15 protein-coding genes and 1 tRNA gene are annotated in these 19,573 nt (G+C 72.0%); 9 read left to right on the top strand and 7 right to left on the bottom strand.

Annotated elements, in window-relative coordinates; genetic code table 11:
* Window positions 1-99 precede the first annotated feature (99 nt).
* Window positions 100-1,128 (bottom strand): hypothetical protein, encoded by a 1,029-nt coding sequence (locus tag GCL72_RS01715; protein ID WP_153142984.1) that lies wholly within the window; start codon window positions 1,126-1,128, stop codon window positions 100-102.
* 1,101 nt (window positions 1,129-2,229) lie between these two features.
* Between GCL72_RS01715 and GCL72_RS01710 the strand changes: the two genes are divergently transcribed.
* The 5 genes from GCL72_RS01710 to GCL72_RS01690 all read left to right on the top strand — a co-directional run bounded on the left by GCL72_RS01710 (window position 2,230) and on the right by GCL72_RS01690 (window position 9,060).
* Window positions 2,230-4,386 (top strand): DUF2207 domain-containing protein, encoded by a 2,157-nt coding sequence (locus GCL72_RS01710; protein ID WP_153142983.1) that lies wholly within the window; start codon window positions 2,230-2,232, stop codon window positions 4,384-4,386.
* A gap of 303 nt (window positions 4,387-4,689) precedes the next feature.
* The gene (locus GCL72_RS01705; protein ID WP_153142982.1) at window positions 4,690-5,493 is read left to right on the top strand and encodes a DeoR/GlpR family DNA-binding transcription regulator; all 804 of its coding nucleotides are present in this window, start codon (window positions 4,690-4,692) and stop codon (window positions 5,491-5,493) included.
* Window positions 5,490-6,512 carry a 1-phosphofructokinase family hexose kinase gene (locus GCL72_RS01700; protein WP_153142981.1) on the top strand — a complete coding sequence of 341 codons (1,023 nt, stop codon included), beginning with the start codon at window positions 5,490-5,492 and terminating at the stop codon, window positions 6,510-6,512. Before GCL72_RS01705 ends, GCL72_RS01700 begins: the two co-directional genes overlap by 4 nt.
* Window positions 6,513-6,589: 77 nt before the next feature.
* Window positions 6,590-8,674: a PTS fructose transporter subunit IIABC gene (locus GCL72_RS01695; RefSeq protein ID WP_153142980.1), complete on the top strand. Its 2,085-nt coding sequence runs from the start codon at window positions 6,590-6,592 to the stop codon at window positions 8,672-8,674.
* A 113-nt stretch (window positions 8,675-8,787) separates the two neighbouring features.
* The gene (locus GCL72_RS01690) at window positions 8,788-9,060 is read left to right on the top strand and encodes an HPr family phosphocarrier protein (RefSeq protein ID WP_153142979.1); all 273 of its coding nucleotides are present in this window, start codon (window positions 8,788-8,790) and stop codon (window positions 9,058-9,060) included.
* 125 nt (window positions 9,061-9,185) lie between these two features.
* On the opposite strand, the gene GCL72_RS01685 is transcribed toward GCL72_RS01690, so the two are convergent.
* The 3 genes from GCL72_RS01685 to upp form a co-directional block, all read right to left on the bottom strand.
* Complete coding sequence (locus GCL72_RS01685; protein WP_153142978.1) at window positions 9,186-9,692, bottom strand: SixA phosphatase family protein; 507 nt, start codon at window positions 9,690-9,692, stop codon at window positions 9,186-9,188.
* Window positions 9,693-9,727: 35 nt separating this feature from the next.
* A complete protein-coding gene (locus GCL72_RS01680) occupies window positions 9,728-10,582 on the bottom strand; it encodes a winged helix-turn-helix domain-containing protein (protein ID WP_153142977.1) in 855 nt (284 codons plus the stop codon).
* Window positions 10,583-11,027: 445 nt separating this feature from the next.
* Window positions 11,028-11,663, bottom strand: a complete 636-nt coding sequence (gene upp, locus GCL72_RS01675; RefSeq protein ID WP_153142976.1) for a uracil phosphoribosyltransferase — start codon at window positions 11,661-11,663, stop codon at window positions 11,028-11,030.
* Window positions 11,664-11,705: 42 nt separating this feature from the next.
* Here upp and GCL72_RS01670 point away from each other — a divergent pair, with 42 nt between their 5' ends.
* From GCL72_RS01670 to GCL72_RS01660, 3 genes are all read left to right on the top strand, one after another.
* Window positions 11,706-12,236 (top strand): nucleoside deaminase, encoded by a 531-nt coding sequence (locus tag GCL72_RS01670; RefSeq protein WP_153142975.1) that lies wholly within the window; start codon window positions 11,706-11,708, stop codon window positions 12,234-12,236.
* A 103-nt stretch (window positions 12,237-12,339) separates the two neighbouring features.
* On the top strand, window positions 12,340-12,885 hold the full coding sequence (locus GCL72_RS01665; protein WP_211364934.1) for an adenine phosphoribosyltransferase: 546 nt from the start codon (window positions 12,340-12,342) through the stop codon (window positions 12,883-12,885).
* Between the two features lie 65 nt (window positions 12,886-12,950).
* Window positions 12,951-13,035 (top strand) — tRNA-Ser (locus GCL72_RS01660).
* A gap of 502 nt (window positions 13,036-13,537) precedes the next feature.
* Here GCL72_RS01660 and GCL72_RS01655 read toward each other — a convergent pair.
* Window positions 13,538-14,287, bottom strand: a complete 750-nt coding sequence (locus GCL72_RS01655) for an SRPBCC domain-containing protein (protein ID WP_153142974.1) — start codon at window positions 14,285-14,287, stop codon at window positions 13,538-13,540.
* Between the two features lie 211 nt (window positions 14,288-14,498).
* Between GCL72_RS01655 and GCL72_RS01650 the strand changes: the two genes are divergently transcribed.
* Entirely contained in the window at window positions 14,499-17,414 is a 2,916-nt protein-coding gene (locus GCL72_RS01650; protein WP_170289521.1) for an ExeM/NucH family extracellular endonuclease, read from the top strand.
* 126 nt (window positions 17,415-17,540) lie between these two features.
* Here the strand turns inward: GCL72_RS01650 and GCL72_RS01645 are convergent, their stop codons facing one another.
* Window positions 17,541-18,686 carry a GuaB3 family IMP dehydrogenase-related protein gene (locus tag GCL72_RS01645; RefSeq protein ID WP_153142972.1) on the bottom strand — a complete coding sequence of 382 codons (1,146 nt, stop codon included), beginning with the start codon at window positions 18,684-18,686 and terminating at the stop codon, window positions 17,541-17,543.
* A 90-nt stretch (window positions 18,687-18,776) separates the two neighbouring features.
* Window positions 18,777-19,529: a TenA family protein gene (locus GCL72_RS01640; protein WP_153142971.1), complete on the bottom strand. Its 753-nt coding sequence runs from the start codon at window positions 19,527-19,529 to the stop codon at window positions 18,777-18,779.
* Window positions 19,530-19,573 lie beyond the last annotated feature (44 nt).

The following is a 19,573-nucleotide window of genomic DNA, read 5'->3' as shown; positions in this document are numbered from 1 at the left end:
CCTCTCGCCCTCTCGCCCTCTCGCCCTCTCGCCCTCTCGCCGAGCAATATACCCAATGGGGGTAAGGAACAGCTGAATGATGTCGAAGAGCCCGAGCAGTCACTCCGCGAGCCACGCCCGCAGACGCTCGTGGAAGTCGTGGTGCAGTACGAGGTGCCGCTCTTCCACCGGTGCGCGGCAGTCGGGGGCAGGGTTATAGGCAGAAATATGTGTATAGCCCGGGCGCGTCATGGGCGTCCTGCCCAGCCTGAGCTGGCCCAGAGGCCTTCCTCTGCGGTGGCCGTGGTGCTGCAGACCCGGGCCCAAGAGGCTCATCCAGAAGGGGCTCATGTCGTGCTGTCTCTGCCGTTGCGCGGCAGTGCTGTTGGGCCAGCTTCCAGGAGGCGTGGGGGGGTCTTCGGTGAGGCTGTCGAGCAGCCAGTCCACAGCCCTTCCAGCGTGATGTTCGGGCCCCCGCTGCCGGTAGAGTCCCTGGATACGGCGCAGTCTGATGTGGGTGTACCAGCAGGCCTGATTCGGCTTGGCCCAGGAGGGCCCCTGCGCGCCGGTCTTCGCGTAGGTGCGTTCTTTCAGGAAGCTGCTCCACCTGGTCTCCCATGAGGCATAGGAGCCCAGCCAGGCTGCGGCGGCATCCAGCTCCTGGACTCGCATGAATTCCCTGGCCAGGGCGAGGACCTCCTGGCCTGCCTCGAGTCGTGGATTCAGGGTGGTATGCCTGACCGCCGAAGCGCGGATGTGGAAGCAGGAGCGTTGAACGCGGGGGCGCGGCCACTGCTGGTCCACTGCTGCTCGGAGCCCGGTCCCGCCGTCGGGGACGACGATATCTGGGGCCGGAAGGCGCTTGAACAGGGCCGTCCTGGCGGCTTTGGGCTCCTTGTCGCACCTCTGCCGGCCGAGCCCGCGGGCCCCGTTGGGGGCGATGAGCACGCACCAACCGCCGAAATAGGTGCCATCGACGATGATCTGCCGGTGGACCTCCCCGGTGGGATCAGGCCGAGGGGCCTCGATCTGCCAGCACCAGGCCGTGGAGAACCGGAGTGAGCGCCCGGTGCCACCGCCGATGTCCTGCCGGCCGTACTGGCCCAGCTCCCAGGACAGGAAGGCGTTCAGCTGGGCCTTGCGCGTCACATCGACCCGGGACCGAGTGGCTGAGGATCCGCAGGCACTGCATCGCCGCCGAGTGCGTCCGGCTCTGGTCTTGCCGTTCTTCACCAGTTTGGTGCTGCATACACCACAGACCGGCTGATTCGCAGGAGGAGTCACCCCACATGCTTTCAAGGCATGTGCAACCCTCTACCTCGGCGCCAGATCAACGAACCACGGCCACGCTGTACACACATTCCTGCCTATAGCCCCCAGATTCGTGCAGGCGCATCCGGCCGAGCCTGGAGGCGTTCTGGACGCCGCGCCCGTCGTGCGCATACCCCCGCGCACCTGCCGGCGTCATAGCGTCCAGCAGATTCCCAGCGGCTACCAGGCCCGCAGTCATGCCTCCTGTGTAGCGTGGCACTTACCTCATCAAGGTGCGAGTGATCCGACCCCCGGATCGGCCGTCTGTGCGCCCCTCAGCGCTGGTCGATCCGGGGGTCTTCTCTGCCCGATTCTCACGGCATGATTCCAGCCGGCTCTCGGGTTGCCCTCAGGATGCGGCCCTATGGTGTGCTTCACCTCGCCCCCGGGGGAATCGAGGCGCATCCTGTGTGTCGGGTGCACGGCCTCTGAGCGGCCCTTCTGTGACGTGGATACGCGGGCTATCTCGGAGGCCTCCCCCGACCAAAGCTCTCCGCACGTGGGTCGCCCCCGTCAGCTTCAAAGGTGTTGCTTCTCCCGCAGGATGAGCAGTGCAAGCCGGTGCCGACCGCCCCCCTTCCCCGCCGACATGACCGACTGGCCCCGGCGCCCACCGTGTCCGGCCCTCGCTCTGGGTGTCGCCAGGCTCGCCGAGCACTCCGCAGGGTTCCGGCGACGAGCACCCGGCACCGCCGCCCGGCCGCGAGCCCTCGATCGAGCGGCGTCTCCCCTCCCCCATCCCTCCCCGCGATGACGCGCCGTCCTCTAGGATGCGTGCATGACCTACTTGCTTCGCCGCATCGCTCGGATGATCATCAGTCAGCTCCGCCGCCGCGGCGGCGGGAACCGCCGACCCCGCTGATCCGACCGCACCCAGTACCCTGGCAGGGCGACGGGTCCGACCAGTCGCCGCCGAGCTGACCAGGAGGGGGTTGCCCGATGCCCAGGCTGTGGCGTGGCCTGCCGGCCGCCGCGGCCAGCGCAGCGCTGATGCTCGGGATGGTGCTGGGCCTGGCCGGCTGCAGCCCGGATCCCGAGGACGACGTCGTGCGCAGCCTCGACATCGCCGTCGACATCGACGCACAGGGCACGCTGCACGTCACCGAGACCTACTCCTGGGATTTCGGCACCCGCGAGGGGCTGGGCTTCCGGCGCGATCTGATCCGCCGCGAGCCCGCCGAATCGGACGAGGATCGCCTGCGCGTCTACGAGTACGACGACTTCGAGGTCTCCAGCTCCAGCGGCGCGCCGGCCGATGTCTGGACCGAGGAGGACGGAGACATGCTCCGCGTCGGCGTCGGCTCCACTGAGGAGCGCGGCGAGACGCGGACCGGAGTCCAGGGATACGAGCTCAGCTACACCGTCGACGGCGCGATGACCGCCACGACGCCCTCCGAGACCTCCGACGCCGACGCCTCTCCTTCCCCCACCGCGCCCGACCTCCCGGAGGGGTCCGCCAACCCGGGCCGTCCGTCCTCGGCCCCCGCCGCGCGGCAGATTCTGCATTGGAACGTCACCGGCCAGCAGTGGCAGGTGCCGATCGAGCATGTCGACACCACGATCACCGCCCCGGAGGCCCCGCTGCGGACAAGCTGTCAGGCCGGCGACGTCGAGACCATCCGCACGTGCCAGGTCGTCGAGGGCGAGGACAACGTCACCGTCACCGCCGCGGAGCTCGAACCCGGCCAGGGCCTGACAGTCCAGGCGACCTACCCGCCCGACACGGTCGAGGACGACGTCCCGCAGCTGATCACACCCCACTGGAGCAATCCGCACCGCTACTGGCCCGCGATCGCGACGGTCACCGACCCGGTCTGGACGGTGGTCGAGGCCTCGGCCGCCCCGCTGCTCGTCGTCGTCGCAGTGGTCAGCGGGATCTGGATGGTGCGCCGCATCCGGCGCGACCGGGACGACTCCTTCGTCGGGTTGCCTCCGGGGACCCTGCCCGCACCGGACGCCGTGGACACCACGCCGACGACGCCGGCGCCTCGCCGTCCGAGCTCCCCGGCCCGCCCTGCTCCGCCCGAGCGGCTCGCACCGGCCGAGGCGGCCGTGGTGGCAGAGCGTCGTCTGCCGCAGCGGGCGGTCGGGGCGACGCTGCTGGACCTGGCCGCGCGCGGCCACGTGGAGCTGACTCCGGCCGGACCCTCCGAGGAGAAGCTGGGCGCGGCGTCGGCCGGCGAGCCGGACGAGGACGCGGACGCGGCTGCCGGACCCGCCGGGTCCGAGCCGAGCACCTGGCTGGTGCGCCGCACCGCGCCCGACCGTCCCGATTCACTCGCCGACTTCGAGGCGACATTGCTCGACGGCCTCTTCGGCGACGGCGCGGGAGAGGACGACGCACCCGCGGAGCCCGCCGCCGTGCGGCTCGACGACCCTCCCGAGGGGCTGGGCGAGGCCGTGGACCGCATGGACGAGCAGCTGCACCGACGCATCGACGAGCGTCGCTTCTTCCGCGAGACGGTCGACCCGCGCCGGGCGCGGCCCCGCTGGGGCCCGGCGCGCACCACCGCCGCGATAGTCGGAACCACCGTCGGCGCCGTCGCCGCCATCGTGGTCACCAACGGCTTCACCGACAATGCCCCGCTCATCCCGGACTCGACGGCCGGACTCGCCGCCGTCCTCGCCGGACTCATCGCGCTCTGGCTCGTCCTGGAGCTCGCCGGGCGGAAGCTCAGCGTGGGACGCACCGCGCTGGGACGGGCCCACGCCGAGCAGGCCTGCGGCTTCCGCCGACACCTGGCCGAGACGACGTCTCAACAGCTGCGCGACGCCCCCGACGCCCGACGCATCTCCCGCCACCTGGCCTATGCCGTGGCCCTGGGCGTCGCCGAGCAGTGGGCCGCCGCCCTCGACGAGCTGGACGACGGCGCCTCCTCCGAGACCGCGCGCGCCATGGGTCTGGCCGACGGTCCGTCCAGCATGGCCGCCCTGCACCCGGGCGCGATGGTCGCCCTGGCCGACTCCACGGAGTCCTTCGGCCACCAGGCGATCGTGCCCTCCGGCCCCGGCGCCGCAGGAGGCTCCGTCGGCGGAGGAGCCGGCGCGGGCATGCCCGGCGGCGGTCTCGGCGGCGGAGGCGGCGCGGGCCGCTGACCGGCCGCGACGGACGAGTCGCCCCTCCGACGGCGGGGCGCACCCCGCGCTCCGCCCGGCTGCATCCGGCTTGCCTCATCAGGCCTGCTCCAGGCCGTCGTGCCGCACCGCTCCCCTGCCGCAGACCGCCGGTGCCGACGCCCATCACCCCTCCTGATCCCACTCAGACCCACACGAACCCACTGATATGTGTTGCATACACAGAAGAACACAGATACAGTCGATCATCACCGGCATATACGTGCCGCGCATCACACTCGACCTGCCGCCGTCACGGCGGCCCCGAGCCCGGAGGGATCACTCATGGCTCTGCTCGCCCCCGAACGCCACGACCGCATCCTCGCGCGTCTGCGCACCCGGACGACGGCGACGGTCCAGGAGATCTCCGACGAGCTGGAGGTCACCAAGGAGACCGTGCGCCGCGACCTCGACGCCCTGGAGCGCGCCGGCTCTCTGGAGCGCATCCACGGCGGGGCCGTGCTGGCCGGCTCCGGCGTCCGCGCCGAGACGCCCTGGCGCGAGCGCCAGTCCCGCCGGGCCGAGCAGAAGCGTGCGATCGCGACGGCCGCGCTGGACTTCCTGCCGCCCAGCAGCGGCTCGGCCCTCCTCGACGCCGGCACCACCACCGAGGCGCTGGCCGATCTGCTCGCCGACGACGCCGCGGTGCCGCCGGCCGCTGAGGGCGGGATACGAGCTGTCATCACCGATGCAGTGCCCATCGCCCAGACGCTGGCCGACCGCCCGCATCTGGATCTGGAGGTGCTCGGCGGCCAGGTCCGCGGGATCACCGGTGCCGTGGTCGGCGACCAGGCGCTGGCCACGCTGGCCGCCCGCCGGGTCGACGTCGCCTTCCTGGGCACCAACGGCCTCGACGCCGCCTTCGGCCTCTCCACTCCGGATGCCGCCGAGGCGGCGGTGAAGGCGGCGATGATCCGCTCGGCCCGCCGCAGCGTGCTCCTGGCCGACGCCACCAAGCACGAAGTCTCCTCCCTGGTGCGCGTCGCCGAGCTCTCCGCGCTCGATGTGCTGATCACCGACGCCGAACCGCCCGCCGCGCTGCGCGCCGCCCTGGACGAGGCCGAGGTCGAGGTGGTGATCGCCCGATGATCGTCACCGTGACCCCGAATCCGAGCCTGGACCGCACCGTCGAGCTGGACGCCCCGCTGACCCCCGGGGCCGTGCAGCGTGCGGTGCGGGCGACCTCCGAGCCCGGCGGCAAGGGCGTGAACATCTCGCGCGCGCTGGCCGCCGCCGGCCGCGAGACCCTCACGGTGCTGCCCGGCGACGAGGCCGACCCGATGATCGCCGCACTGGCCGCCGTCGACGTCCCCCACGCGAGCCTGACGACCGGCGCTCCGGTGCGCACCAACGTCACCGTCACCGACCCGCAGGGCGTGACCACCAAGATCAACGAGCCCGGCGCGGCCCTGGACGACGCCCAGGTCGCCGCGCTGCTCGATCTCGCCGTCGCCCGCTCCCGCGGCGCACAATGGGTCGCCTCCGCCGGCTCGCTGCCGCCCGGCGTCCCGACGGATCTGCACGCCCGGCTGATCGCCGCGCTGCGCGAGCAGCTCGGCGACGACGCCCCGCAGGTCGCAGTCGACTCCTCCGGACCGGCGCTGGCGGCAGCCGTCGCCGTCGGACCGGAGCTGATCAAGCCCAACGCCGAGGAGCTGCTCGAGCTGGCCGCACAGCTGGCCGAGGACCGCGACGGCGACGGCGCTCCGGCCGACTGCCCCGAGGCTCAGCTCGCCGAGGAGCAGCTGGAGGCCGACCCGACCGCCGCCGTCGCCCTGGTGCGCCGACTGCAATCGCACGGCGTGCGCGACGCGCTGGTGACCCTCGGCTCCCGCGGCGCGCTGCTGGTGCCCGCCGATCCGCAGGCGGCGGTGCTGCATGCCGACGGCCCGCCGCTGACCGCCCGGTCCACCGTCGGCGCCGGCGACGCCTCGCTGGCGGGTCTGCTGCTCGGACGGGCCGAGGGGCTCTCCGCCGAGGACGCTCTGCGTCGCGCGGCAGCCCACGGACGCGCCGCCGCCGCCCTCCCCGGCTCGGTGATGCCGACGCCGGACGATCTCGACCTCGACGCCGTCGTCGTGCAGCCGCTGCCGCGACGACCCCGCTGAGGTCCGTCCCCGCGCCCGCCGCGGCGCATCTCCGATCACTCGCCACCCCATCCCCCGTCCATCGAAGGAACCCCGTCATGAGCAGCATCATCACACCGCAGCTGGTGAGCCTCGACGCTCTCGACCGCACCGCGCCGCGCGAGGTCATCGACGCGCTCGCGGCACAGATCGCCGCCGCCGGCCGGACCGAGGACCCCGAGCAGCTGGCCGCCGACGCGGCCGCCCGCGAGGAGACCTCCCCGACCGGGATGCCCGGCGGCTTCGCCATCCCGCACTGCCGCACCGCGGCCGTCGAGGAAGCCACACTGGCCTTCGCGCGGCTGGCGTCCCCGGTGGACTTCGGCGCCAAGGACGGCCCGGCGGATCTGGCCTTCTTCATCGCCGCCCCCGACGGCGCCGACAAGGCCCACCTGACCATCCTCGCCGCGCTGGCCCGCTCGCTGGTGAAGGCCGACTTCGTCACCGCACTGCGCGAGGCGTCCTCGGCCGAGGAGGTCGTCGAGCTGGTCCGCTCCGCCGTCGAGCCCCAGGCTCCGGCCGAGGGGGCCTCCGCCGAGACCACGACGGCGGGCTCCGCCGCGCCGGCCGGCTCCGAGACCTCCTCCGCGCACGGCTCCGAGGCCGCCTCCTCCGGCACCCGCCGACTGGTGGCGATCACCGCCTGCCCGACCGGCATCGCCCACACCTACATGGCCGCCGACGCGCTGAAGCAGGCCGCCGCCGACCGCGGCGTCGAGCTGCAGGTCGAGACGCAGGGCTCGGCCGGCGCCGAGGCGCTGCCCGCCGGGGCAGTCTCCGGCGCGGAGGCGGTCATCTTCGCCACTGACGTCGACGTCCGCGACAAGGCCCGCTTCGCCGGCAAGCCGGTGGTGGCCGTGCCGGTCAAGCGCGCCGTCGACGGCGCCGGCGAGCTGGTCGAGGCCGCGCTCGCCGCCGCCGACGACCCGCAGGCGGCCCGGGTGAGCGCCGCCGAGGCCGAGTCCTCGGACTCCGGCGCCGAGGAGGACGAGCACTTCGGCAAGAAGATCCAGCGCGTGCTGATGACGGGCGTGAGCTACATGATCCCGTTCGTCGCCGCCGGCGGTCTGCTCATGGCCCTGGGCTTCCTGCTCGGCGGCTACAACATCACCGACGTCTCCGAGGACGTCGCGCTGAACAACGCGCTGTGGAACCTGCCCTCCGGCGACGAGCTGCCCGAGGACTTCGTCGGCATGGGCCAGCTCGGCGCCTACCTCGGGGCGGTGGCCTTCACCATCGGCAACGCCTCGATGGCCTTCCTGGTGCCGGCGCTGGCCGGCTACATCGCCTTCGGCATGGCCGACCGGCCCGGCATCGCCCCCGGCTTCGTCGCCGGCTCGGTCGCCGGCATCATGGGCGCCGGATTCATCGGCGGCATCGTCGGCGGCGTGCTCGCCGGCCTCGTCGCGCACTGGCTGCGGTCGCTGACCGTGCCGCGCTGGCTGGCCGGGCTGATGCCGGTGGTGATCATCCCGCTGCTGGCCTCCATCGTCTCCTCCGGGCTGATGGTCCTCTTCCTCGGCGGGCCGATCGCGCAGCTGACCTCGGGGCTGGAGTCCTGGCTGTCGGGCATGACCGGCACCGCGGCCGTCTTCCTCGGCCTGGTGCTGGGCCTGATGATGTGCGTCGACCTCGGCGGCCCGGTGAACAAGGTGGCCTACTCCTTCGCCGTGGCCGGGCTCTCCGCCGGCTCGGTGGCCGACAACCCCGCCCCGCTGATGATCATGGCCACGGTGATGGCCGCGGGCATGGTCCCTCCGCTGGGCATGGCGCTGGCCACCTTCATCGACCGCCGGCGCTTCACCGCCGCCGAGCAGGAGAACGGCAAGACCGCCGTGCTGCTCGGTGCGGCGTTCATCTCCGAGGGGGCGATCCCCTTCGCCGCGGCCGACCCGCTGCGCGTGCTGCCCTCGTCGATGGTCGGCGGCGCCGTCACCGGTGCGCTGACCATGGGCTTCGGCATCACCTCGCAGGCTCCCCACGGCGGCGCCTTCGTGTTCTTCGCCATCGACTCGTTCCCGCTGTTCGTCCTCGCGGTGCTGATCGGCGCGGTGGTCACCGCGCTCACTGTGGTGGCGCTGAAGCGCTGGGTTCGCCGCAGCGAGCCCGCCGAGACGACGGCGGCCGAGCCGGTGGCGGCCTGACACCGGCGCGAACCGCATAGGATGGTTCACAGACCCGCGACGGCGCCGTCGTCGTGACCCTGAGGATCCCCTCACCGAACCCCATAGTCACATCGATCCAGGAGGACGACCCCATGGCCCAGAGGACCGCCACCATCGGCTCGAAGGCCGGCCTGCACGCCCGCCCCGCGGCCGTGTTCGCCGAGGCCGCCGGCTCGCAGTCGGTGCCGGTGACCATCGCCAAGGCCGACAACCCGGAGGAGACCTTCGATGCCAGCAGCATCCTGGGCCTGATGGGCATCGGCGCCGAGTACGGTCACGAGGTCGTGCTCACCGCAGAGGGCGACGGCGCCGAGGAGGCGCTGGACGCGCTCGTCGAGGTGCTGGAGACCGAGCAGGACGGCTGAGTCCCGCCGCATCTCCCGCGCCCGCCGCGCGACAGAAGGGGCCGCCGACCGGATGATCCGGTCGGCGGCCCCTTCGTCTGCCGGACTGCGCTCAGACTGTGCTCGGCCCGCGCGCGGGCTGCGGCTCAGTCCCAGAACTCGACGAGCCGCGCGTCCCGGCCGTCGAGCTCGGCCCAGGGCTTGTCGACGCGGAAGCGGGCCAGCCCCGCCGTCGGCCAGCTGCCGGCCATCCGCAGCACCGGCTCCTCCTCGGAGCCTGCCGAGGCCAGCTCGCTGCTGAGCTCCTGCACGCCGGGCATATGGGCGATCACCAGCAGCGAGCGCACCGTCTCCGGCGTCTCGTTGATCACCGAGAGCATCGCGCGCGAGGAGGCCAGATACAGCCGCGGCTCGTGATAGGCGGTCGATCCCTTCTCCCCCAGCTGCTGGCCGACCCAGGTGCAGGTCTGCCGGGTGCGCATGGCGTCGGAGCAGATGATCCAGTCGGGGTGGGCGCCCGCATCCAGCAGGCGCGCCCCGACCGCCCGGGCCTGCTCGGCTCCGTGGTCGGTCAGCGTGCGGGCATGGTCCTCCTCGCTGAAGGAGTGCCCGGCCTGGGCATGGCGGAGCACCAGCAGCTCGGCAGTCGACATCAGAGCCTCAGTTCGGGTCGAGGTCGCAGGGGAGATCAGATGGAGTATTCCGGCGCGGCCCAGACGGTGACCTCGGGGTGCTCGTAGAAGCGGTACCCCTGGCCGCGGACGGTGCGCACAGTGTTCGCCAGCCGGCCGAGCTTCGAGCGCAGCCGCCGGATGTGGACGTCGATGGTGCGCTCGTTGGGCATCTGGTCCGGGTCGGCGTGGCGCCACAGCGCGTGCAGCAGCTCCTCACGACCGACGGTCCGCGACCCGTTCTCGACCAGGTAGTTCAGCAGCTCGAACTCCTTGTAGGTCAGATTGAGGTCCTCGCCGTCGAGCTTGACCTCGCGCCGGGAGAGATCGATGAGCACTCCGGCCGACGACGGCGTCTGCGGGGCCGCCAGCGGGGCGTCCGCGGCGCGGTGGGCCACTGTCGGATCTCCCAGGGCCTGGCGGACCACTTCCAGGTCACCGCCCTCGGCGGCCGCCGAGGCCATGGCCATGGCGATGTGCACCTGCGAGTCGGCGGCGATGGACTCGACGTAGTCGCGCATCTCGGTGGCGATGCGGTGCAGCGAGGTGCCGGCCGCGGAGGCGGCGTCCTCGTCGAGGCCGACGTAGACGACGAAGCCGCGGGCGACGACGTCGGGCTGGACCATCTGCGGGCCGCCGCCGTTCTGCGCGACCACCGGGACCGGTGCGGTGCGGGGCTGGGCCTCGGCCGAGGAGGCGGAGCCAGCACGCCGCGAGCGTCCGCCGCGGGCCGCCGAGGACCCGGTCGACTGCCCCGTGCGGCCGTCCTGGCCTCCGCGCGCGCGACGGGCGAGCTCGGCGCGACGGGCCGCGTTGCGCACGGAGACGTGGACGTAGCCGGGGTTCTGGGCCTGGCTGGAATCGGCGGACATGTGACCTGCTCTCTCCTGGCTGGTGCCGCTGGTCTCGTCAGTCCAGACTCTCCGTCACACATGAAATTTGCAAGTAATATAGAGGCAGATCTTTCACATCGTGAGACAATACGGGGTGACTGTGTGCAGCATCACACTGCGTCCCGCACGACTCCCCCGCATGCGGCCGCTCGTCACGGTACGCCCGGCCAGGAAGCACGGACGACCTCACCCCACACTCAGATCCCTGTGAGATCAGCCGAGGAGCACCATGGGGAGGCCCGCCGCGACCACCGGTCCCGCCGGATCCGCGGCGGGGGCGAGGCCGCCGCGGAGGCGAGCAGGCCCGGCATACCCCCTGTGGCTGAACACCTGCTGGACACCTCCCGGACGACCCGGGTCGACTTCCGGTCATTCTCAGGCAGTCTCAGCGATCCTCGGAGAGAATCGGGGGCGGCGGCCGGCCCTATTCGGCCAGGCCGTAGAGCCGATCGCCGGCGTCGCCGAGGCCGGGGACGATGTAGGCGTTCTCGTCGAGCTTCTCGTCGATGGCAGCCAGGTACAGCTCGACGTCGAGGTCGCCGATCTCCTTCTCCAGCCGCTCGATGCCCTCCGGGGCGGCCAGCAGACAGATGCAGGTCACCTGCTTGGCGTTGCGCTCGGTCAGGAAGCGGATGGACTCGGCCAGCGTGCCGCCGGTCGCCAGCATCGGATCCAGCACGAAGACGTGGCGGCCGGTGAGGTCGTCGGGCAGCCGCTCGGCATAGGTGATGATGTCCAGAGTCTCTTCGTTGCGCGCCATGCCCAGGAAGCCGACCTCGGCCGTCGGGATCATCGAGGTCATCCCCTCGAGCATGCCCAGCCCGGCGCGCAGCACCGGGACCACCAGCGGCGTCGGACCCGCCAGCTGCGTGCCCTCGGTCTCGGTGACCGGGGTGGTGATGGTGACCGGCTCGACGGCGATCGAGTCGCTGGCTTCGTAGGAGAGCAGCATCACCAGCTCCTGGGTGAGCTGGCGGAAGTGGTTCGAGCTGGTCTCCGCCCGACGCAGCTGGGTGAGCTTGTGGGCGATCAGCGGGTGTTCGACGACCTGTACGCGCATGCTTCCAAACTACCAGCAGGCACAGCTCGGTAGGCTGGCCGCATGCCCGCTCCCGAGACGCCCGAGGCCCGGCACGGCGCCGACTCCGGCGCTTCCGACGCCTTCGACCCCCGCTCGACCGCGACGCAGCGCACGCTGATCGGCCGCTGCCTCGAGCTGGCCGCCCGCGCCGGAGACGACGGCGACGTGCCGGTCGGCGCCGTCGTGGTCGCCGGCGACGGCACCGTGCTGGGCACCGGATCGAACACCCGCGAGCGCGACGTCGACCCGGCCGGCCATGCCGAGATCAACGCGCTGCGCGAGGCCGCCGCGGTCCGGGGCAGCTGGCAGCTGGCCGGCTGCACCCTGGCGGTCACCCTGGAACCCTGTCCGATGTGCGCCGGGGCCATCGTGCTCTCGCGGATCCGCACGGTGATCTTCGGCGCCTGGGACGAGAAGGCCGGAGCCTCCGGCTCGGTCTTCGACATCCTGCGCGAGCCGCGGCTGAACCACTGGGTCGAGGTCCATCCGGGCGTGCGCGAGACCGAGTGCGCCGAGCAGCTGCGCTCCTTCTTCGCCGACCGGCTTCGCTGAACGACCGAACGGCCCCGCCGCCGTCGTCCCTGAGGCGCGCCGTCGGTCGGTGCCGGGCGGGCGCCCTGGAACCGGGCGCACCGGGAGTTGCTATCGTTGCCCGGTGCTCTCCGACCACCCCTTTCCCGAGGCCCTGTCCCGCGCCCTGACGCGCGCCGAGTCGCTGATCGCCGAGACGCCGGACTACCCCGAGCCCGGCGTGCTCTTCCGCGACATCTCGCCGGTGCTGGTCGACGCCGCGGCGCTGGGGGCGGTGACTGAGGCGATGATCGCTCCGTTCGCCGGAACGTTCGACGTCGTCGCCGGCATCGAGGCGCGCGGCTTCCTGCTGGCCGGCACCATCGCCGCCACCGCCGGCGTCGGGACGCTGCCGATCCGCAAGGCCGGCAAGCTGCCGAATCCGGCGGCCTCGATCGAATACCACCTGGAGTACGGCAGCGCGGCGATCGAGGCGCCCGGAGTCCTGCCCTCCGGCGCTCGCGTGCTGCTGGTCGACGACATCCTGGCCACCGGCGGCACGCTGGGCGCCTCCCGGAAGCTGATCGCCGAGCTCGGCGGCGAGGTCGTCGGCGCCTCGGTGGTGCTCGCCCTCGACGAGCTGGGCGGCGAACGGGTCGCCGGGCCGGTGCACTCACCCTTCCACGCCTGAGTCCCGGAGCTCGGATCTCGAATTGGTCCGCGCGGGGGACCTCCGGTAGCATTGTCAGGTCTCAAGGTGACGTGTCCGAGCGGCCGAAGGTGCGACACTCGAAATGTCGTGTGCGGAAACGCACCGTGGGTTCGAATCCCACCGTCACCGCCGAGCGAAGAGCCCCTGACCGGGAGTTTTCCGGTCAGGGGCTCTCTTTGTCGGCGCAGTTGCCCTGTCCTGCCGTCGCCGACTCCTCGCCGCCGACTCGTCGATGCTGATGGCGGCGACTCTGTGAGACCGGCAAGGACGAGAAGGGCACGCTCGATCCGCGCATCGAGTGGAACCCCTCGGAGGCGACCGCAAGGGCCAGCACAGCAACAGGATCACCGTTCAATGGCGTATCCGCTTCACGGGGACTGACCACGGCCCGATCGATTGTGAGATCTGCAACTGCCACGAGGAGGACTGATGAGCTCCACCCATCTCATCCACCCCGGTGTCATCGACCTGTCGAAGGAGCACGCTGATCACGAGGACGAGCTCCAGATCATCCAGCCGCTCACCCTGATCTGAGAGTCGTCGCCGCACACACCTCCGCGACCTCCTGCGAGCGCACGATGCCGGCATGCTCCCCTCGCACCTCTCCGCGATGCTCGTCGCGCCCGGCCGGTCACTCCCCCGACTGCGGCTCGGTGTAGAAGGCCGTCGCCCGTGCTTCAGCAGCACGGGCCTGACCCTCCTCGGTGCCGACGGCCACGGAGGCCGCCGCCCAGCGGATGCTGGCCCCGGTGATGAACTCGCGGGCCTCCGGCGTGGTCACCCAGGCTGATTCCTCGACGGGACGACTGCAGCCGGCCCGCAGATGATGCGCCAGCCCCAGCAGCGTCAGATCCCAGCCGACGCCGGCGGCACCGGGGCCGTACTCACGCCAGAAGAACTCGGGACACCGGTCGTGGTGCTCGAGCACCAGGCGCGCGGCCGCCGTCGCCTCCGCCTGCTCGACCGGTTCGCAGCGCACCGTCACCCGCGCGACGTCCTCGCCGAATTCCCAGGTCACCTGCAGCTCTCCAGAGTCCTGCGGCGAGCGCGGCGGTCGGCAGGCCTCCACGACGCCGCTCGCCGCAGACTCGACCTCGAAGCGTCCGCCCTCGCACAGCTCCCCGGAGACCGGATGCAGCCACTGCGCCAGACGGTCCGGCGAGGTCAGCGCCCGCCAGAGCTCCTCGACGTCGACGGCATGAACCTGGCTCAGGCGCAACGTGACGGCGAGCTCGCCGTCGTCCGCCGCGCCATCGGAGGCGTCTCCGCCCCCGCCGGGTCCCGCTCCCCCGGACCCTCGCTCGATCGACAGCTCGCGCGCCACCGCCTCGAGCTGCCCGTCGGCCTCGATGATCGCCTCGCCCTGCGCATCCATCTGCATGGCTCCATTCACGCACCGCGGCGCCCCTCGACGCCAGCCTCGGTGCCGACGTCGGGGCTGAGCACAGCGTGTTCGCCTCGACGTCGCATGTCATTCACATCACGATGGTGAGATCGGGCGGCGGCGCGCCCCCGGCTCCGCGGCCGGGTATCGCCGCCCGATCACGACGCACCGTCGATTCACTCCACCACCGACGATGAGGATCCACCCTATGGATGTCCCCTCCGACCCGACCGGCGCCGCCGGCGCCCCGGGCCCTCGACGGTTCCGCAGTCGCGGCCCGGCCGCCGTCGTCGCCGGCGCCGGTCTGACCGCCGCGCTGCTGGCCCCCGTCTCCGCGTCAGCCGCCCCGCAGCAGCCCGCCGAGACCGAGCAGACCTCACAGACCTCACAGACCGAGCTCACCGCTCAGCAGGAGAGCGCCGACGTCGTCATCAGCGAGGTCTACACCACCGGCGCCGGCACCGACGCCGCCTTCGACCAGCGCTTCATCGAGCTGCAGAACACCGGCGAGACCGCCGTCGACCTCTCCGGCTGGTCGATCAACTACCGCCCCTCCTCGCGCGGCGAGGACAGTCTCACGCCCTCGGGACACACCGACCTCAGCGGCACCGTCGAGCCCGGCGGCCACTATCTGATCTCCAACCCCGGCCTCTCCGCCGGCGACGGACAGGCCCTGCCTCAGCCCGACGAGCACCTCGGCGGGACGACGGCCATGCGCGACGGCATCATCTGGCTCTCCGACTCCGACCAGCCGATCGACGTGCCGCTGGGCGACGTCCAGGACGTCGAGGGCGTGGTCGACCTACTCGGCTACGGCGACGCCAACACCGTCGAGACCGCGGCCGCCGACTCGGTCTCCGGCAGCTCGGACGTGCGCTCGATGGTGCGCACCGACGGCGTCGACACTGACGACAACTCCGCGGACTTCACGCTGTCGTCGACGATCACCCCGACCAACAGCGCCGGCGAGCAGATCGTCCACGAGGGCGGCGGCGAGAACGGCGGCTCCGGCGAGAGCGACCGGAACGAGCCGGTCGAGCTGACGATCGACGAGATCCCGCGCAGCCTGGACGCGAGCGAGAACGAGCTGCTCGAGCAGCCGGTCACCGTCAGCGGCGTGGTCACCGCCGCCTACCCGACCGGCGGCTTCGACGGCTTCGTCGTCCAGACCCCGGGCACCGGCGGCGACGTCGACCTCGACGAGCACACCGCCTCGGACGCGGTCTTCGTCTACTCCCCGTGGCAGGTCGGCGAGGTCTCCGTCGGCGACCACGTCGAGCTCACCGCCGACGTGACGACCTACTCCGGCCAGGTCCAGCTCTCCCTCTACGCCGGGTCCGACCAGACCCCGGAGCACGCGCTGGCCCAGCTCGACGAGCCGGCCGAGGCGATCAAGCCCGCCGTCGTCGAGTTCCCGGAGACCGAGGCCGCGCGGCAGAGCCTGGCGGGGATGCTCATCGACCCGCAGGGCAGCTACACGGTCACCGACAACTACACGCTGAACCAGTACGGCGAGCTCGGCGTCGTCGCCGGCTCCGAGCCGCTGTCCACGCCGACCGACGTCGTCGCCCCCGGCGAACAGTCCCAAGCGCTGGCCGCCGAGAACGCCGAGCGGCTCTTCTACCTGGACGACGGCTCCTCGACGAACCTCAGCCGCTCCCCCGGCTGGGATCAGGAGCTGCCCTACATCACCTCCGAGGACCCGGTGCGCATCGGCGCCGAGGTGCAGTGGGAGCAGCCGGTGATCGTCGACCACCGCTACGACGAGTGGCGGCTGCAGCCCACCGGGCATCTCACCGGCGAGACCGCCGAGCAGGTCCAGCCGGCGTCGATCGAGGACACGCGCGCCGGCGAGCAGCAGCCCGCCGCCCCTGAAGGCGACGTGCGACTGGCCAGCTTCAACGTGCTCAACTACTTCGTCCACCTCGGCGAGGACGAACAGGGCTGCGACTACTACAGCGACCGCGACGGCGAGCCGACCACCACGGACTGGTGCACCGCCCGCGGCGCCTACTCGCAGGAGTCCTTCGAACGACAGCAAACCAAGATCGTCTCGGCGATCAACGCGCTGGACGCCGACGTCGTCGCGCTGCAAGAGATCGAGAACTCCGCGCACTTCACCGAAGACGCCGACCGCGACCTGGCCATACAGAACCTGGTCGACGCACTCAACGCCGACGCCGGCTCCGCGGAGTGGGCCGCTGTGGCCAGCCCCGAGGAGACCCCGGCGGTCGGGGACGAGGACGTGATCCGCAACGGCTTCATCCACCGCGTCGACGCCGTCGAGCCGGTGGGCGACTCGCGGATCCTCTTCGACGAGGGCATCGACGACATCATGACCGACGAGCTGTCGGCCCTCGACATCGAGTCGATCTTCTCCAACGCCCGCGAGCCGCTGGCGCAGCAGTTCCAGCCGGTCGACGGCGACGAGGACGACCGCTTCTTCGCGATCGTCAACCACCTCAAGTCCAAGGGCTCGGCGCCCGACGACGGCCCGAACGCCGAGACCGGCGACGGCCAGGGCGCGTGGAACGCCGCCCGCCAGGAGCAGGCCGGGGCTCTGGACGCCTTCGCCGACGCGCTGGCCGCCGACACCGGCACCGAACGGGTCTTCCTGATGGGCGACTTCAACTCCTACACCCAGGAGGACCCGATGCAGGTGCTCGCCGACGGCGGCTTCAGCAACCTCGCCGCCGACGTCGGCGACTCCTACGCCTACGACGGCCAGGTCGGCTCGCTGGACCACGTCCTCGGCACCGAGGCCGCGGCGGCCTCGGTGGTGCAGACCGACATCTGGAACATCAACTCGGTCGAGCCGATCGCGGCGGAGTACAGCCGCTACAACGGCAGCGCCACGGATCTCTACGCCCCGGACCAGTGGCGGGCCTCCGACCACGATCCGGTCATCGTCGACATCGCGTTGGACTCCGAGGACGGCTCGGACGACGGATCCGGTGGGGACGGATCCGGTGAGGACGGCTCCGGGAACCCGAGCCCGGGTCAGGGTCCTCCCGAGGGCAAGGGCCACAACCGGGATGACCACCCGGGCAACGGGCCGGGCCAGAACAACGGCAGCGGGAACGGAATCGGCACGGGGAACAACGGCACCGGCCGCGGGAACTGACCCCGAGGCCCGTCGCTGACGGGCCTCTCCGCCCGCCGACCGTCCCGGTCTCATGAGAGAGCCCGTCGGCTCCCCCGCACGCAGCTGCGGAGGAGCCGACGGGCTCTTCTCAGGCCGGGGGCCGGCTCAGCGGCTCTGCTGCTGGCTCGGCGGGGAGACGATCGCGTCGACGCGCTGGAAGGACTTCAGGTCCGAGTAGCCGGTGGCGGCCATCGCCCGGCGCAGCCCGCCCATCAGGTTCGACGAACCGTCGGTGTGGTGGCTCGGGCCCCAGAGGACCTCCTCCAGCGGACCGACGGTGCCCACGTGGGTGCGGTGCCCGCGCGGGAAGTCCGGGTGCACCGCCTCCGGGCCCCAGTGCCAGCCGCGGCCGGGGGCCTCCTCCGCCCGGGCCAGGGTGGTGCCGAGCATGACCGCGTCGGCGCCCATGCCCAGGGCCTTGACGATGTCACCTGAGGTGCCCAGTCCGCCGTCGGCGATGACGTGGACATAGCGGCCGCCGGACTCGTCGAGGTAGTCGCGGCGGGCGGCGGCGATGTCGCTGATGGCAGTGGCCATCGGCACGCGGATGCCCATCGCGCGCCGGGTCGTCGTCGACGATCCCCCGCCGAAGCCGACCAGCACGCCGGCCGCGCCGGTGCGCATCAGGTGCAGCGCCGGAGTGTAGCCGGCGGCGCCGCCGACGATCACCGGCACGTCGAGCTCGTAGATGAACTCCTTGAGGTTCAGCGGGTCGCCGTTCTGCGAGACGTGCTCGGCCGAGACCGTGGTGCCGCGGATGACGAACATGTCCACGCCGGCCTCGACGACCGTCTGGTAGAACTCCTGGGTCCGCTGCGGGGTCAGCGAGCCGGAGACCACCACGCCGGCCTCGCGGATCTCCGCCAGCCGGGCGGTGATCAGCTCGGCCTTGATCGGCTCGGAGTACAGCCGCTGCAGCCGCTCGGTGTTCGCCGGCGAGACCTCCTGGGCCTCCAGCTCGGCGATCTCGGCCAGCACCGGCTCCGGGTCCTCGTAGCGGGTCCACAACCCTTCGAGGTTCAGCACGCCCAGGCCGCCGAGCCGCCCCAGCGCGATGGCGGTCGCCGGCGACATCACCGAGTCCATCGGCGCTCCGATGACCGGCATGTCGAAGTCATAGGCGTCGATCTGCCAGTCGAGGCTCACCTCCTGGGGGCTGCGCGTGCGGCGGTTGGGCACCACGGCGACGTCGTCCAGCGCCCAGCCGCGGACGCCCGACTTCGCCAGGCCGATCGGGATCTCGTTGGTCACGTCTCTGTTCCTCCTCGCCGACCCGGACGGGCGGCATCGTGGTCTCGTCGCGGGCCCGTGCCGGGCCCGCCGGCGACGGCGCGCGTCGCCTCAGCGGCTCCAGTCCTCCCGCCGACGGGCGGCGTCCCAGAAGTGGTGCTCATAGACGCATCCGCGGCGGAAGGCCGCGAGCATCCGCGCCCGCAGCGGCTCGTCGGCCTCCTCATAGAGGGCCTCGAAGATGCCGCAGGCCTCTTCGACGGCGGCGTCGTACTCCGGGTCGGAGTAGGTCTCCACCCAGCGCCGGTAGGGATGCTCGGCCATGCCCTCGCCGATCGTCTCCACCAGGTGCCGACCGACCTCGGCGTAGACCCAGAAGCAGGGCAGCACCGCGGCGACGGCCACCTCGTGCTCGTCGACGGCGGCGGTGGCCACCAGCCAGGAGGTGTAGCCCAGCGTCGTCGGCGAGGGCACGACCTCGCCGTCGTCGCCGGCCAGCTCCGCGGCGATCGAGGCGAACTGCCGCGACTCCATCAGCTGGGCCTGCATCGCCTGCTCCTCGGCGATGGTCTCCGAGGTCGCCCGCGCCCAGAAGCGCATCTGGTGGCGGTCCCGGGCGCCGGCGGCCAGCAGCGTCATCGCCCGGCCGTAGCCGGCCAGATACGCCGCGTCCTGCTGGATGTAGTGCACGAAGGTCGCCGTCGGCAGGGTGCCGTCGGCCAGCTCGGCGAGGAACTCGAGGCCGGCGATGTCGACCAGCGCCTCGCGCGCCTGGCGCCAGGCGGTGCGGCAGTGCGCGCCCACCCGCATAGCGGGCGCGTCCACGTACGACGCCGGCGCCGGCGTCGGCTGGGATGCGGCCAACACGACCCTCCTCTCGTCCTGCGCGGGCCTGCCTAGTCGGCGGC

The sequence above is a fragment of the Nesterenkonia halophila genome (genome assembly GCF_009467795.1).
In the GTDB taxonomy this organism is placed as follows: Bacteria; Actinomycetota; Actinomycetes; order Actinomycetales; family Micrococcaceae; genus Nesterenkonia; species Nesterenkonia halobia.
This window is presented reverse-complemented; position numbering and strand designations above follow the sequence as displayed.